The following is a 15,019-nucleotide window of genomic DNA, read 5'->3' as shown; positions in this document are numbered from 1 at the left end:
ATTTCGCCTCGTAGCTACCTTTATACGGTAACGAACCACTCTTTCGAGTAACTACGATCAGGTATCGAGAATGCCCTGTTCGTTCGTGAGGTATTACGCCCCCAAGGCCCTTAATACACCTTAGTGTGGATATAACGCTCATATAGTCTATCAGGCAAACCGTTTTATCGGGGTACCGGGAAGGGACGGGACACATGAGTACGTTCTCTCGCGACGACGGGGACCATCGGCTGGCGGACCCGGCCGACGCGCGGTCCAACTGCGGCGTCGGGGTCGTGATGGACCTCGACGGCGACGGTGGGCACTGGGTCCTCGCGGACGGACTGGAGCTGCTCGAGAACCTCGAACACCGCGGCACCACGGGCGCCGAGGAGGCGACCGGCGACGGCGCGGGCGTCATGATCCAGACGCCCCACGACTTTTTCGCCGACGAAGTGGACGCCGACCTCACGCCCGGCGAGTACGCCGTCGGGTCGCTGTTCCTCCCGAAAGAGGACGACGAGGCCCGCGACGAACTGAAGGGGATCGTGGAAGCCCAGTTCGCCAAGGAGGGCCTCGACGTGGTCGCCTGGCGGACCGTCCCGACGGACAACGCCGACCTCGGACAGACGGCGCTGGACTCCGAGCCCGAGGTCGTCCAGGCCTTCGTCGAGTCGGCGGAGGGGCTGACCGGCGACGCGTTCGACCGGCAACTGTACACCGCGCGCCGCGCCCTGGAGACCCACGTCGAGGAGACCGAACCGGCTGGCCACGAGCGGTTCTACGTCGTCTCGCTGGCCACCGACAGGGTCGTCTACAAGGGCCTGCTGAAAGGCGAGCAGGTCGCCGGTTACTACCCGGACCTGACCGACGAGCGCGTCGACACGACCTTCGCGATGGTCCACGCCCGCTTCTCGACGAACACGCTGGGCGCGTGGCACCTCGCGCACCCGTACCGCGGTATCATCCACAACGGCGAGTTCAACACCATCCAGGGCAACATCAACTGGATGCGCGCGCGGGAGACAGATCTGGACTCCGACGCGTTCGACGACGTGGACAAGCTCAAGCCGATCATCGACGACCCCGAGCAGTCCGACACCGCCAGCGTCGACAACGCGCTGGAACTGCTGATGCTCGAAGGCCGGGATCTGCCCCACGCGCTGCGGATGCTCATCCCCGAGGCGTGGCGCGGCGAGGCCAACGACGTGAGCGGCCAGCGCCGCGACTGGTACGACTACCACGCCTCGCTGGTCGAACCGTGGGACGGCCCCGCCCTCGTGGCCGCCACCGACGGCGAGCGCGTCGGCGCCGTCCTCGACCGCAACGGCCTGCGGCCCTGCCGCTACGACGTGACGACCGACAACACGCTCGTGATGGCCAGCGAGGCGGGCGCGCTGGACACCGACCCCGCCGACATCGAGGAACGGGGACGCCTCCAGCCCGGCCAGCTGTTCCTCGCCGACCCCGAGGAGGGCCGGGTCATCCCCGACGAGGAGGTCTTCGACGGGCTCACCGACGAGCAGTACGGCGAGTGGGTCGCCGAGGAGCAGGTCGACCTCGCCGACGTGGTCGACGAACCGACGAACCTCCCGCAGCACGACTTCGACGAGCTGCGGGCCTACCAGGCCCAGTACGGCTACACCTACGACGAGGTCGACCACCTCATCGAGCCGATGGCCGAGAAGGGCAAAGACCCCGTCGGGTCGATGGGCGACGACACCCCCCTCTCGGTGCTCTCGCAGTTCAACCGCCCCCTCTTTACCTACTTCAAGCAGCTGTTCGCCCAGGTCACCAACCCGCCGCTTGACTACATCCGCGAGGAACTGGTCACCTCGCTTGAGTCCCGGCTCGGCCACCAGCGCAACCTGCTCGACGAGTCGCCCGAACACGCTCGCCAGCTCGTCGTCGACTCGCCGGTGCTGACCGACCAGCAGACCGCGACCATCCGCGATCTGGACGAGAACGGGATGTCCTCGGCAGTGGTCGACATCACCTACGACCCCGACGAGACCGACCTGCGCGAGGCCGTCGAGGACGCCCGCGAGGCGGCCTCGGAGGCCGCCACCGACCACGACGTGCTCGTCCTCTCGGACCGGGCGGCCGGCGAGGACCGCATCGCCATCCCGAGCCTCCTGGCCGTCGGCGGGATCCACCACCACCTCGTCCGCAACGGCCTGCGAAACCACGTCGGGCTCGTCCTCGAGTCCGGCGATCCCAGAACTGTGCACCACATCGCCACGCTCGTCGGCTACGGCGCGGGCGCGGTCAACCCCTACCTCGCCTACCAGACCATCGAGGACCTGGTCGCGGGGCCGGACGGCGCCGAACTCGCGACGGCCATCGACGCCTACGTCAACGCCCTCGAGGACGGCCTCCTGAAGACGATGGCCAAGATGGGCATCTCGACGGTCGAGAGCTACCAGGGCGCCCAGATCTTCGAGGCGGTCGGCCTCTCCTCCGATTTCGTCGCCGAGTACTTCGAGGGCACGGCCAACAGGACGGAGGGCATCGGGCTGGAGGAGATCGAGGAGGACCTGCTCGACCGCCACGAGGTCGCCTGGGGCGAGGACCCCGATCTCGAACGCCAGGGCGAGTTCGAGAACCGCTCGGGCGGCATCCACCACCAGTGGAACCCCTCGACGGTGGGCAAGGTCCAGCAGGCCGTTCGAACGGGCGACTACGAGCGCTACAAGGAGTTCGCGAGCGAGATCAACGACCAGAACGAGCAGCTCCAGACGCTGCGGGGGCTGCTGGAGTTCGACTCCGACCGCGATCCGGTCCCGATCGAGGAGGTCGAACCGGTCGAGGAGATCGTCGAGCGCTTCGAGACGGCGGCGATGTCCCTGGGGAGCCTCTCCCCGGAGATGCACGAGAACAACGCCATCGCGATGAACCGGCTGGGCGCGACGGCCAACACCGGCGAGGGCGGCGAACCCCCCGAGCGGTTCGACACCGAGAAGAACTGCTCGACCAAGCAGGTCGCCTCCGGCCGGTTCGGCGTCACCAGCCACTACCTCGCCTCGGCCGACGAACTGCAGATCAAGATGGCCCAGGGCTCCAAGCCCGGCGAGGGCGGCCACCTCCCCGGCAAGAAGGTCAACGAGATGATCGCCCAGATCCGCTACGCGACGCCCGGCGTCGGACTCATCTCGCCGCCGCCGCTGCACGACATCTACTCCATCGAGGACCTCAAGCAGCTCATCCACGACCTGAAGGCCTCCAACCCCGACGCCGACGTGAACGTCAAGCTCGTCGCCGAGGACGGCATCGGCACCATCGCCGCCGGCGTCGCCAAGGCCAACGCCGACAAGGTCCACATCTCCGGCCACGACGGCGGCACCGGCGCCTCCCCGAAGACCTCCATCAAGTCGGCCGGCCTCCCGTGGGAACTGGGCCTCGCGGAGGCCAACCAGATGCTCCGCGCGACGGGCCTGCGCTCCCGGATCGAGGTGACGACCGACGGCGGGATGAAGACCGGCCGCGACGTGGCCGTCGCCACGCTCCTGGGGGCCGAGGGGTACGCCTTCGGCACCGCGTCGATGGTCACCTCCGGCTGCGTGATGGCCCGCCAGTGCCACGAGAACACCTGCCCCGTCGGGGTCGCCACCCAGAACGAGAAGCTCCGGGATCGGTTCCCCGGCGAGCCCCAGCACGTCATCAACTACATGACCTTCGTCGCCCAGGAACTGCGGGAGATCATGGCCGAACTCGGCTTCCGAACGGTCGAGGAGATGGTCGGCCGCCCCGAGGTGCTCGCCCAGCGGACCGACGTGAGCCAGCCCAAGGCAAGGAAGGTCGACCTTTCGAGCGTCATCGCCGAGCCCGCCGGCGACGACGAACGCTACAAGACCCGCGAGCAGACCCACGAGGTGAGCGAGTCGCTCGACTGGGAGCTCATCGAGGAAGCCGAGCCCGCCATCGAGTCGGGCGAGCCCGTCGCCATCTCGACCGAGGTGGACAACACCAACCGCGCCGTCGGCGCGACGCTCTCGAACGAGATATCCGGCGAGTACGGCGGCGAGGGGCTACCCGACGACACCGTCGAGTGCCGGCTTGAGGGCACCGCCGGACAGAGCTTCGGCGCCTTCCTCCAGCAGGGGATCACGATGGATCTGGTCGGCTCGGCCAACGACTACGTGGGCAAGGGGCTCTCGGGCGGCAAGCTGGTCGTCCGGACGCCCGAGAACGCCAACTACGCGGCCGACGAGAACGTCGTCATCGGCAACGTCGCGCTGTACGGCGCGACCCAGGGCGAGGCCTACGTCAACGGCGTCGCCGGCGAACGGTTCGCCGTCCGCAACTCCGGCGTGAAGGGCGTCGTCGAGGGCGTCGGCGACCACGGTTGCGAGTACATGACCGGCGGCGCCATCGTCGTCCTCGGGGAGACGGGCAAGAACTTCGCGGCCGGGATGTCCGGCGGCGTCGCCTACGTCCACGACCCCGACGGCGAACTGGCCCGCAAGGCCAACACCGGGATGGTCTCGGTCGAGCCGACGATAGACGAACTCGACCGGGGGATGGTCACCCGGCTGGTCGAGAACCACGCCGAGTACACCGACTCCGACCGCGCCGCGGAGCTTCTGTCCGACTGGGACGAACAGTTGGACAACTTCACGAAGGTGATGCCCGACGCCTACGCCGAGATCATCGAAGAGCGCGAGGGCGCCGACGTGCGCACGGAACTGCCGGAGCCGGCCGCCCCCGCCTCCGAGTCCGGCGCCGCTACTCACGGGCAGGCCGACGACTGAGACCCGCTCCAGCCGGAACCCGGGCACACGGTCGTCCACCGGACGGGGTTCGACCGGCTCACCGGAGACGAGCCGGGTGGGGTTCGACCTGTTGACCGGGGACGAGGAACTCGAAGTTTCACCGCGTTCGTCCGAGCGGGAACGCCGCCGGCTCGTCCCGCGCCCGGACCGGCCTCCGCAACGAATAAGTCGCTCGACGCGCCTCTCTCGGACATGGACTACCCCGCGCTCGCGGTCGACGATGCCGGCGAGCCGGGGGTATCCGCCGCTTCTCCGAAACCGAAACGGTCGTGAGCGGCTCGCGGCGAGCGTGGCGCACTCGTCGCGGGTCGATTTCGACCGGAGTCGCGACTCGCGGTTCGCTCGCCGCTGGCGTCGCGACCCCGCGGACCGGCCGCGACCGACCCACATATCACCAACCGACGCGAACACCGACCAATGACATTCCAGTTCCGCGGCGTGTACCCCGCCATGTGCACGCCGTTCGACGACGACGGCAGCATCGACTTCGAGACACTCCGGCGCGACGCCCAGCGGCTCGAATCCGCGGGCGTCGACGGCCTCGTCCCCTGCGGTTCGACGGGCGAGTCCGCGACGATGACTCACGACGAACACATCGAAGTGATCGAGGCGGTCGTCGACGCCGTCGACGACGTGCCCGTCATCGCCGGCTCCGGCTCGAACAACACCCGAGAGGCGCTGTCGCTGTCCCGCCGGTCGGCCGACGCCGGCGCCGACGCCCTCCTGCTCATCTCGCCGTACTACAACAAGCCCGAACAGCGCGGGCTCGTCGACCACTACGAGCGCATCGCCGACGAGGTCGACCTCCCGCAGATCGTCTACAACGTCCCCTCTCGCACGGGGCGCAACATCGACCCCGAGACGATCGCCGAACTCGCCGAGCATCCGAATGTTCAGGGCTACAAGGCCGCCAGCGGCGACATGGGACAGATCAGCGAGATCGTCGAGCGGACGCGCGACACCGACCTGGACGTGCTCTCGGGCGACGACGGGATGACGCTGCCGATGCTCTCGGTCGGCGGGACGGGCGCCATCAGCGTCGCCGCCAACGTCGAGCCCGAACGGACCTGTGCGATGGTGGGCGCCGCGCTGGCCGGCGACTTCGAGCGCGCCCGGGAGATCCACCACCGGCTGGGGCCGCTGTTCCGCGAACTGTTCGTCGAGACCAACCCCATCCCGGTCAAGGAAGCCATGCAGATCCGCGGATACGGCCCGGCGCGACTGCGCTCGCCGCTGACGCGGCTCTCCGAGGAGTACCGGGACGACCTGCAGGCTGTGCTGGACGATCTGGAATCCGAAACCTTCGATTACGAGGACGACTACGCCGAGATCGAACGATGAGCACGCGGATCGCGGTCAACGGCGCCGCGGGACGGATGGGTCGGACGGTCATCGAGACGGCGAGCGAGCGCGACGACGTGGAAGTCGTTCTCGGCTTCCACAGGACCGACGCCGGCGAGGTCGGCGGCGTCCCCGTCGTCGGCGCCGAGGAGGTCCCGGCCGCGCTCGCCGAGTACGACCCCGACGTGGTCGTCGACTTCTCCCTGCCGGACGCGACGCTCGGCATCGTCGACGCCTGCGCCGAGGCCGGCGTGGGCCTGGTCGTCGGGACCACCGGCTTCGACGACGAGGGGTTCGAGGCGCTCGAAGCGGCGAGCGACGAGGTCCCCGTCCTCAAAGCGACGAACTTCTCGCGGGGCATCCAGGTGCTCCTCCGGACGGTGAGCGAGGCGGTCGGGGCGCTGGAGGGCTACGACCTCGAACTGATGGAGACCCACCACAACGGGAAGGTCGACGCGCCCTCCGGGACGGCGAACACCATTCTCGAAACCGTCCAGGACGAGCGCGACGTGGAGCCGGTTTACGGCCGCGAGGGCCACGCCCCTCGGAACGACGACGAGATCGGCGTCTTCGCCCGGCGCGCGGGCGACGTGCGCGGCGAGCACGAACTGGTCCTCGCGGGCAACGACGAGGTGCTCAATCTCTCGCACCGCGCGGAGGACCGCGGGGTCTTCGCCGCGGGCGCGCTCGACGCGGCGGCCTGGCTGGCCGACCGGGGCGACGGCTGGCACGAGTTCGACGACGTGATAGACGAGGCCTGAGCGGTGGACGGGCGGCCGTTCCGGGGCGCCTCGACGCGAGACCACAGCGCTATTGTTCCGGCGCGTGAACGCCCGCACAATGAGTCTGCAAGCCGACATCGAGGACCTCTGGGCGAAGAAACAGGACGGTCTGACGGCCGCCGACGCGACCGACGACCACCTCGCGGTGCTCGACGACTTCCTCGCCGCGCTGGAGGCGGGCGACGTGCGGGCCGCCGAGAAGGGGAGTGACGGATGGGAGGCCAACGAGTGGGTCAAGCAGGGCATCCTGCTGAACTTCGGCCTGCGCGAGACCGAGGCCCGCGAGTACGGCGACGTGGCCTACCACGACGTGCTCCCGCTGCGCGAGACCGACGATCTGGCCGAGCGCGGCACGCGCAACACGCCCGACGGGACGGTCATCCGCCGCGGCGCCTACGTCGGTAGCGACGCGATCCTGATGTCCCCGGCGTTCGTGAACATCGGCGCCCACGTCGGCGACGGGACACTGGTCGACTCCTGTGACACCGTGGGCTCGTGCGCCCAGATCGGGGACAACGTCAAACTCGGCGCGAACACGCTCATCGGCGGCGTCCTCGAACCGGTCGAGGACGCGCCGGTCATCGTCGAGGACGGCGTCTCGCTGGGCGCGGGCTGTCGCGTCACCTCCGGGTTCGTCGTCGGCGAGAACTCCGTCGTCGGGGAGAACACCCTCCTGACGCCGCGCATCCCCGTCTACGACCTCGTCGAGGAGGAAGTGCTGTACGGCGAACTCCCGCCGGAGCGGCGCGCCTTTACCCGCTTCGTCGAGTCGTCGGTCTCGGACCACGACCTCATCGACGGCGGCGCGTACAAGCCCGCCGTCGTCGCCACGAGCGTCGAGGAGGAGACGCTGGAGGCGACCGAGCGGGAAGACGCGCTGCGGGAATAGACACAGCATCCGCGCGCCTGCTGTGCGCGGTTCACCGCGAGCGACCGACGGGAGCGAGCGATTTTTCGCCCACGTTTTTGCCCCGGGTTCCCGCAGTGAGCGGAGCGAACGAGGAGACCCGGGTGAGAAAAAGGTGGCTGCGGGGCGACCGAGCGGGAAGACGCGCTGCGGGAGTAGACCCCGTGGCGACGGGAAACTCAAACGGGAGTTGAACCATCCGGTAGCGATTTTTCCGGAGCCCCGCTATCCTCGGGTGCCGACAGCCGCCCTGTCGACGCGCCCTCCAGTCCGCCGCTGGGACGGCCCGCCCCGGGCCGTCGGTCGACAGCTGTCTGTCGGCTCCCGACACCCCGACGGCACCTGTCACACGCCATCCCGTCGGTCGGTGTCACTGCCGTCCGCCACACCCTCTCACCCGTCCGCTCCGGGTCCGCTGTCAGGCGTGGACCCGGGCGGAACCGCCGGCGGTCGCCGTCCGACCGCCGAGCGGACACGTCCGGACGAAGCGGCGCTACCCGCCGTCGCCTTTCGGTCCCTTTTTCGCGCTCCGCGCCGATCCTCGGCCGTGACAGTCGTCTGCTGCGGCGTCGGCGCCGACACCGGCAACGTCCGCCCTGTCCCGGGTGTCGACGCCGAAGGTCGCTTCGAGTACGTCCCGATCCCGGAGAAGGGCGCGCCCGCCGAGACGGCCACGTACGGCACCCTCGACCGGCGCCACGGGGAGGGGACGCTCGCGGACCTGCTCGACGGGGTCCGCCCGGGGAGCGACGGCGAGTGGGTGACCGACCCGGCGGCGGTCCGGGACTGTTCGGTCCACCGCGACCCGAACCTGGCGGCGCTCACATACGGCGAGCACCGGCCGGGCTACGTGGCGAAACTCCGCGAGCTGGACCCCGGCGACATCGTCGCGTTCTACGGCGGCTTCCCGGGGTCCGACAGCGACTACAAACATCGGTACCTGTTCGGCTACTTCACGGTCGCGGAGCCGCCGGTCGTGCTTGACCCGGCGATGGATCGGGCCGACGTGGAGTCGATCCTCACCGAGCACCCCGACAACGCACACGCCAAACGCTTCGCCGGGCACGGCGACCTGTACTACCACGACCCGGAATTCACCGACCGGCCGCGGCCGGTGGTGATCGTCCCCGGCGAGGAGCCAGGGGGCCTTCTCGACCGGGCGGTGCGGCTCAGCGACCGGCGACAGGGGCCGAACTACTACATGGACGAGGGGGTCGCGGACGCGCTGGCGCCGGCGTCGGCGACCGAGCGCGGGACCCACCTCGGCGGGTTCAAGCCGGCCGTTCGCTTCGACGTGAGTGCCGAGGAGTTCGTCGAATTCGTGCGAGGCCGGACGTGAACGGCCGAGAGCGCTCGCCTGATCCAGCAGTTCTGCCCACTGGTCGCGGCGGCTCCTGTCCGTGACGTCACAGACCGAACAGTACGATCAAAAGCACGGCGACGAGGACGGAGAGGTACAGCGCGTACTTCGCGAGCGGAGGTCCGGAGTCCGTCGGGTCCGCATCCGGGTCGTCCACTTCGACGTCGTATCCCAGCGCTTTGAGGTCCTTGGCTCCGATGTCGTTGGAACTCGACCCCTCACTGGTCGCGCTACTTCTCACTTCCCCGTCCGTCGTTCCCCCCGTCGAAGTGTGTCCCGTCCCGCCCCCGCTGTCTCCGTCCATACCCCGGGTATCGTCTCGGACGCCATAAGAACTCTTCCGAGTGGCGTAGCTCTCGGAGCGGTGTGTCCTCCGCACCGAGCATCCGCGCGCCTGCGGCGCGCGGTTCACGCGAGCGGCTTTACCGCTCGCGCTTTTTCACCCATGTTTTTGGCGGAGGGGTGGGCGCGGTTTGCCCGCCCCTCGCGGAAAAGATGGTTCGCAACGCTTGTATCGCGCCGTGCCCGTGTACCGCCAATGAGCCACCCCTCGCCGCCGGTCCGTCGCGTCGCAGACTGGGACTCCGAGCAGTTGTCGTCGCTGGCGGCCGACCACGGCACGCCGCTGTACGTCGTCGGCCTCGACAGGGTCGCGGAGAACTACGAGCGGTTCGCGTCGGCGTTCCCCGATGCCCACGTCATGTACGCTGCGAAGGCCCACACCGGCCGCGCGGTGCTCGCGACGCTGCTGGACGCGGGTGCGGACATCGAGTGCGCGGCCCGCGGGGAACTCCAGCGCGCCATCCAGGCGGGCGCCGACCCCGACACGCTCCAGTACACGGCGGTCAACCCGCCGGACGCCGACCTCGATTACGCCGCCGAACTGGGCGCCGACCATCCCGGGCTGACCGTCACCGGCGGCGCCCGTGACACGTTCGACCGGCTGGAAGAACGGGGCTACGACGGCCGCGTCGCCATCCGGGTCAACCCCGGCATCGGCACCGGCCACCACGAGAAGGTCGCCACGGGGAAGGACGCCAAGTTCGGGATCCCCTACGATGAGGTGGTCGACCTCGCGGCGGACCTGCGCGAGCGGTTCGACCTGGTGGGGTTGCACGCCCACATGGGGTCGGGCGTCCTCCACGACGACCTGGACGACCACTGCCGGGCCATCGCGAAAGTGGCCGATCTGTCCCGCGAGGTCGGCGACGCGGACCTGGAGTTCGTCGACTTCGGCGGCGGCTTCGGCGTCCCCTACCGCGAGGAGGAGGAGCCGCTGGACATGGATGTCGTCGGCGATCGAGTGCGGGAGGCCGTCGGCGACCTCGACGCGCGGATCAAGCTCGAACCGGGTCGGTACGTCGTCGCCGACAGCGAGGTCATCCTGACCGAGGTGAACACGGTCAAGGAGACCCCGGAGACGACCGTCGTGGGGGTGGACGCGTCGCTGGCGACGCTGATCCGGCCGGCGATGTTCGACTCCTACCACCCCATCGGCAACGTCTCGGCGCCCGACCGACCGGCCGAGCCCGTCTCGGTCGGCGGCCCGTGCTGTACGAGCGCGGACGTGTTCTGCACGGACCGGCCGGTCGCCCGCCCCGAGCGCGGGGACCTGCTGGCCATCGGCAACGCGGGCGCGTACGGCTACGAACTCGCCAACCAGTTCCACTCCCAGCCCCGACCGGCCGAAGTGGCCATCGAGGACGGCGACGCGCGGGTCGTCCGCCGCCGGGAGTCGATGGACGACGTGACGCGCGTCGAGCGCGAGGCGGGCGAGCGGACCGTGAACGACGATATCGGGAGCGGTGAACGATGACCTTCGACGCGCTGGAGTTCCACGAGCGGGCGGTCCGCACCGAGTCCCACGAGTCCGTCGAGGCGATGCGCGACCTGCTGGTCGAGACGCTCGACGCCGCCGGCGCGGAGCCGGTCGTCGACGAGGCGGGCAACACGCTCGCCACGCGGACCGGCGAGGGGTACGAGCCCGGCGATGCGGCGAAGAGCAGTTCTGACGAGGGTACCCACCTCGTCCTGAACACCCACATCGACACGGTGCCGCCCCACGTCCCGTTCGCCGAGCGCGAGGACGGGACCGTCGTCGAGGGGCGGGGCGCCTGCGACGCGAAGGGGCCGCTCGCGGCGCTCGTCGACGCGTTCCTCAGCGTCGGTGTCGGCGAGGACAACCGGCTGACGCTGGCGATCACGCCCGACGAGGAGACCGTCCAGTCCGGCGCCGCCCACCTCGCGGGGACGCTCGACGCGGACGGGTTCGTCGTCGGCGAACCCACGGGACTGGACGTGTGCAACGCCGCCCGCGGACAGTACGAGGGGACGGTCACGATCACTGGCGCGGCGGCCCACGCGGCCACCCCCGAGAGCGGCGCGAACGCGATCCGCGCGATCGCCCCGATACTCCAGGCGATGGAGAGCTACGACGACGAGCGCGGTCCCGGTGCCCACGAGTCGCTCGGTCGGCCGACGCTCACGCCGACTGTCGTCGAGGGCGGCGAGGTGACGAACCAGGTGCCCGAGCGGTGCGTGCTCACCTTCGACCGGCGGCCGGTCCCGCCGGAGACGCCCGAGGCGTTCGAGTCGGGGCTGGCCGAGCACCTCTCGGAGTGGGTCCCCTCGGGGATGGACATGGACGTGGCCCTCTCGCCGCGTGAGACGCCGTTCCTGACCGCCTTCGCGACCGACCGGGACGACCCGCTCGTCGAGGCGCTGGCGGCCGCCAGCGGCCGCGAGGTGCGGCCGTTCGGCGCCGCGACGGAGGCCTCGTACTTCGCCGAGCACGCCCCGACGGTCGTGTTCGGCCCCGGCGACCTCGCGGACGACGAGGGCGCGGTGGCCCACAGCGAACGCGAGTACGTCCGCCGCGACGAGGTCCGGGCGGCCGCGCGGGCCGTCCGCGACGCCGTCGACGCGCTGTTATAAGCCCGTCACTCGACCAGCGGCGCGACGACGCCGAACACGAGCGGCGAGAACAGCCCGAGCGCGATGCCGATGACCTCCATGTCGAACAACAGCGTCCGCTCCCAGCCCGGGAGCCCGCCGAGGACTGTCGAGCCGACGATCTCGCCCAGCCCGCCGAGGACGAACAGCGCGACACCGATGAGAAAGCCCGTCTTCGCGTAGGTGGCGTAATCCATACTCGCGTGGTGTGCCATGGGCCCCGGTTCCTCGCCCCGGGGCAAAAATCCACTGTGAGGGAGTGTCACTCCGTCTCACGGAACTTCTTTGGTCGGGTGCGGCATACGGGACGGCAATGCGAGAACTCCTGCTGGGACCGGTCGCCGAGGCGCTCGGCGTGGTCCTGTACGTCGCGATCGCCGGCGCGATGGCGGTCGCCGGCGTGCTCACGGAACGGGCCGGACTGCACGACCTCGGCGCCGGGCAGACGACGTTCGGCCTCTGGGAGGTCGCCGTCGGCGCCCTGCTCATCTACGGCGCGCTGAACGTCGCCTACCACATCGTCCTGCCGCGCCTGCGCGGCGCCGAACCGACGGCCTGAGCCGGCGGGAGCCGGCCCGAGTACCGACGCGGCGTTCACGCCAGGTACGACATCGCTTTCTCGTCGCTGACCTGGGCGAAGTTCCGGTAGTGAGCGCCGACCGCCCGGAAGTTCCGCGGGCGCTCGACGGCGACCACCTCGTCCGCCAGTTCCGCGAGTTCGTCGAGCGTGTCCGGCGGGCCGACGGGAACGGCGACGACCAGCGATTCGGGCTCCTCGTCGCGGACGAACCGGAGACAGGCGCGCATCGTCGCGCCGGTGGCGACGCCGTCGTCGACGACCACGACCCGCCTGCCGGTCAGGGCCGGGCGGTCGCCGTCGCGGTAAGTCGCGGCCTTCCCGGCGGCGACTTCGCGCTCGCGCTCCCGCTCGCGGGCGAGGTAGGCGTCGCTCACGTTCAACTGGTCGAGCGCGCCATCATTGAGCCACGCCGCGCCGTCCTCGGCGACCGCGCCGATAGCGTACTCCTCGTTGTGCGGCGCGCCGATCTTCGAGGCGACGACCACGTCCAGCGGCGCGCCCAGCCGGTCGGCCACGGCCCGCCCCAGCGGGAGTCCCCCGCGGGGGATCGCGAGGACGATGTCGGCGGCGACGCCGCGCTCTTCGAGCGCGTCCGCGAGCCGCTCGCCCGCGGCAGTCCGGTCGCGGAACATACCCGTGGGTACGGCTCACGCGGACAAAGGTCTGTGGCCGTCCGTCGCCGGTGTCCGGCGCGGTCGGTGTCGAGCCCGCTACTCCCGCGCGTCGTCGACGAGTTCGCTCGCGACGCCGGTGTAGCCCGCCGGCGTCAGCGCGTGCAGTTCCGCGCGCACGTCCTCGGTCACGTCGAGGTCGTCGATCATCGCCTCGAAGTCGGCCATCGACACGTCTCGGCCGCGGGTGGCCTCCTTCACGTGCTCGTAGGCGTCGTCGAAGCCCTCCCGACGGAGGATCGTCTGGACGGCCTCGCCGATGATCTCGGGTGTCCCTTCGAGGTCGTCCGCCATGACCTGCTCGTTCGGGACGACCTTCTCCAGCCCGTTCTCCAGCTTCGCGTAGCCGATGAGACAGTGGGCCAGCGCGGCACCGATATTGCGCTTGACCGTCGAGTCCGAGAGGTCCCGCTGGAGCCGCGAGGTCGTGACGTAGTCGCCGAGGAAGACCAGGTCGGAGTTGGCCTTCGAGAGGTTGCCCTCGCTGTTCTCGAAGTCGATCGGGTTGACCTTGTGGGGCATCGTCGACGAGCCGGTCTCGCCCTCGGTGGCCTCCTGGCCGAGGTAGCGGTCGGAGACGTAGAGCCACACGTCGAGATCCAGGTCCAGCAGGACGTTGTTGGCCCCGCGGAGCGCGTCGAAGAGCGCGGCCAGGTCGTCGCAGGGGTTGACCTGCGTCGTCAGCGGCTCGTGCTCCAGCCCCAGGTCGCGGACGAAGGTGCGGGAGAACGACTGCCAGTCCACGTCGGGGTAGGCCGCGTCGTGGGCAGCGTAGGTGCCCGACGCGCCGGCGAGTTTGCCCGAGATCTCCGCGGTCGCCCGCTCGATGCGGCCGAGCGCCCGGCCGAGTCGCGAGGCGTAGACGGCCAGTTCCTTCCCGTAGGTCGTCGGGGTGGCGGGCTGGCCGTGGGTCCGGGCGAGCATCGGCAGGTCGCGGTGCTCGCGGGCCTGCTCGACGAGGGCGTCGCGCACGTCGCGCAGTTGCGGGACGAGCACCTCCTCGACGGCCGGCTTGACGAGCAGCCGGTGGGCGAGGTTGTTCACGTCCTCGCTGGTGAGCCCGAAGTGGATCCAGTGGGCCGCGTCGAGGTCCTCGGGCAGGTGCTCGCGGACGAAGTACTCGACGGCCTTCACGTCGTGGTTGGTGGCGGAATAGTCGCCGTACCCCTCCGTCTCGATGCGCTTGACGAGCGCCGCGTCCTCGTCGTCGAACGCCTCGTAGACGGCCCGCAGGTGGTCGCGCTGGGCGGAGTCGATCTCCAGCGGCGTCTCGGACAGGTCGGCGAGCGCGATCAGGTACTCGATCTCGACGCGGGTACGCGCCCGCATGAGCGCCGCCTCGCTGGCGTAGTCGACCAGCGGTTCGGTGTACCGCGCGTAGCGGCCGTCCAGCGACGAGACGGCCCGCAGCGGCGATCGGTCGGTCATGGTCGCTCCTCCGGCGAGTCGGCCAAAGAGCGTGTCGGTCGGCGGTCGCGGCCGTCGCGGCGCTCTCGCACGGCTCGCTTCGGCGTCGCCGCCCACAGCCGACGCGGCCGCCGCCCACGACGGGTCGCTCGACCGCTCCCCACCCACAGCCGATCGCGCGGCCGCCGTGGCGGTCGCGCGGTTATGTCGACAGTGTCGACTGTGTCCCGGCCGATTCGCAACTACTTTGCGCGGCCGCGGCGGCCCT

Annotated in this window: 12 protein-coding genes; 8 read left to right on the top strand and 4 right to left on the bottom strand. The window is 70.1% G+C overall.

Translation table 11 applies throughout. The annotated features are described in order from the left end of the window. Positions 1–194 precede the first annotated feature (194 nt). From gltB to ACMGFI_RS09860, 5 genes are all read left to right on the top strand, one after another. Positions 195–4,730 (top strand): glutamate synthase large subunit, encoded by a 4,536-nt coding sequence (gltB, locus tag ACMGFI_RS09880; RefSeq protein ID WP_436909311.1) that lies wholly within the window; start codon positions 195–197, stop codon positions 4,728–4,730. A 438-nt stretch (positions 4,731–5,168) separates the two neighbouring features. Next, the gene (gene dapA / locus ACMGFI_RS09875) at positions 5,169–6,092 is read left to right on the top strand and encodes a 4-hydroxy-tetrahydrodipicolinate synthase (RefSeq protein WP_436909309.1); all 924 of its coding nucleotides are present in this window, start codon (positions 5,169–5,171) and stop codon (positions 6,090–6,092) included. After that, the gene (gene dapB, locus ACMGFI_RS09870; protein ID WP_436909308.1) at positions 6,089–6,853 is read left to right on the top strand and encodes a 4-hydroxy-tetrahydrodipicolinate reductase; all 765 of its coding nucleotides are present in this window, start codon (positions 6,089–6,091) and stop codon (positions 6,851–6,853) included. The genes dapA and dapB overlap by 4 nt, the downstream gene beginning before the upstream one ends. 79 nt (positions 6,854–6,932) lie before the next feature. Beyond that, positions 6,933–7,763, top strand: coding sequence for a 2,3,4,5-tetrahydropyridine-2,6-dicarboxylate N-succinyltransferase (locus ACMGFI_RS09865; protein ID WP_436909307.1), 831 nt, complete (start codon positions 6,933–6,935; stop codon positions 7,761–7,763). Between the two features lie 565 nt (positions 7,764–8,328). After that, positions 8,329–9,120, top strand: coding sequence for an Nmad3 family putative nucleotide modification protein (locus ACMGFI_RS09860; protein WP_436909305.1), 792 nt, complete (start codon positions 8,329–8,331; stop codon positions 9,118–9,120). Between the two features lie 67 nt (positions 9,121–9,187). On the opposite strand, the gene ACMGFI_RS09855 is transcribed toward ACMGFI_RS09860, so the two are convergent. Then, on the bottom strand, positions 9,188–9,445 hold the full coding sequence (locus ACMGFI_RS09855) for a hypothetical protein (protein WP_436909304.1): 258 nt from the start codon (positions 9,443–9,445) through the stop codon (positions 9,188–9,190). 234 nt (positions 9,446–9,679) lie between these two features. Here ACMGFI_RS09855 and lysA point away from each other — a divergent pair, with 234 nt between their 5' ends. Both lysA and ACMGFI_RS09845 read left to right on the top strand, forming a co-directional pair. Continuing rightward, a complete protein-coding gene (gene lysA / locus ACMGFI_RS09850; protein WP_436909302.1) occupies positions 9,680–10,957 on the top strand; it encodes a diaminopimelate decarboxylase in 1,278 nt (425 codons plus the stop codon). Then, a complete protein-coding gene (locus ACMGFI_RS09845) occupies positions 10,954–12,075 on the top strand; it encodes a M20 family metallopeptidase (protein WP_436909301.1) in 1,122 nt (373 codons plus the stop codon). Before lysA ends, ACMGFI_RS09845 begins: the two co-directional genes overlap by 4 nt. Positions 12,076–12,080: 5 nt before the next feature. On the opposite strand, the gene ACMGFI_RS09840 is transcribed toward ACMGFI_RS09845, so the two are convergent. Beyond that, positions 12,081–12,308 (bottom strand): DUF7860 family protein, encoded by a 228-nt coding sequence (locus ACMGFI_RS09840; protein WP_436909300.1) that lies wholly within the window; start codon positions 12,306–12,308, stop codon positions 12,081–12,083. Between the two features lie 98 nt (positions 12,309–12,406). Between ACMGFI_RS09840 and ACMGFI_RS09835 the strand changes: the two genes are divergently transcribed. Next, the gene (locus ACMGFI_RS09835) at positions 12,407–12,652 is read left to right on the top strand and encodes a DUF8151 family protein (RefSeq protein ID WP_436909299.1); all 246 of its coding nucleotides are present in this window, start codon (positions 12,407–12,409) and stop codon (positions 12,650–12,652) included. 35 nt (positions 12,653–12,687) lie between these two features. Here the strand turns inward: ACMGFI_RS09835 and ACMGFI_RS09830 are convergent, their stop codons facing one another. Together ACMGFI_RS09830 and purB are read right to left on the bottom strand one after the other, a co-directional pair. After that, positions 12,688–13,305 (bottom strand): phosphoribosyltransferase, encoded by a 618-nt coding sequence (locus ACMGFI_RS09830; protein ID WP_436909298.1) that lies wholly within the window; start codon positions 13,303–13,305, stop codon positions 12,688–12,690. Between the two features lie 78 nt (positions 13,306–13,383). After that, positions 13,384–14,772: an adenylosuccinate lyase gene (gene purB / locus ACMGFI_RS09825; protein ID WP_436909296.1), complete on the bottom strand. Its 1,389-nt coding sequence runs from the start codon at positions 14,770–14,772 to the stop codon at positions 13,384–13,386. Positions 14,773–15,019 lie beyond the last annotated feature (247 nt).

Origin of the sequence: Halosimplex marinum, assembly GCF_051414075.1 — an archaeon.
Classification (GTDB): Archaea; Halobacteriota; Halobacteria; order Halobacteriales; family Haloarculaceae; genus Halosimplex; species Halosimplex marinum.
The sequence above is the reverse complement of the archived record's forward strand: the minus strand, read 5'-3'. Positions and strand labels throughout refer to the sequence as shown.

Excerpts from the sequence above, each read along its gene's own strand:
- ACMGFI_RS09845 (WP_436909301.1), top strand. The coding sequence starts at position 10,954 with ATGACCTTCGACGCGCTGGAGTTCCACGAGCGGGCGGTCCGCACCGAG.
- dapA (WP_436909309.1), top strand. The coding sequence starts at position 5,169 with ATGACATTCCAGTTCCGCGGCGTGTACCCCGCCATGTGCACGCCGTTC.
- lysA (WP_436909302.1), top strand. The coding sequence starts at position 9,680 with ATGAGCCACCCCTCGCCGCCGGTCCGTCGCGTCGCAGACTGGGACTCC.
- ACMGFI_RS09865 (WP_436909307.1), top strand. The coding sequence starts at position 6,933 with ATGAGTCTGCAAGCCGACATCGAGGACCTCTGGGCGAAGAAACAGGAC.
- ACMGFI_RS09830 (WP_436909298.1), bottom strand. The coding sequence starts at position 13,305 with ATGTTCCGCGACCGGACTGCCGCGGGCGAGCGGCTCGCGGACGCGCTC.
- ACMGFI_RS09855 (WP_436909304.1), bottom strand. The coding sequence starts at position 9,445 with ATGGACGGAGACAGCGGGGGCGGGACGGGACACACTTCGACGGGGGGA.
- purB (WP_436909296.1), bottom strand. The coding sequence starts at position 14,772 with ATGACCGACCGATCGCCGCTGCGGGCCGTCTCGTCGCTGGACGGCCGC.
- dapB (WP_436909308.1), top strand. The coding sequence starts at position 6,089 with ATGAGCACGCGGATCGCGGTCAACGGCGCCGCGGGACGGATGGGTCGG.
- ACMGFI_RS09840 (WP_436909300.1), bottom strand. The coding sequence starts at position 12,308 with ATGGCACACCACGCGAGTATGGATTACGCCACCTACGCGAAGACGGGC.
- gltB (WP_436909311.1), top strand. The coding sequence starts at position 195 with ATGAGTACGTTCTCTCGCGACGACGGGGACCATCGGCTGGCGGACCCG.
- ACMGFI_RS09835 (WP_436909299.1), top strand. The coding sequence starts at position 12,407 with ATGCGAGAACTCCTGCTGGGACCGGTCGCCGAGGCGCTCGGCGTGGTC.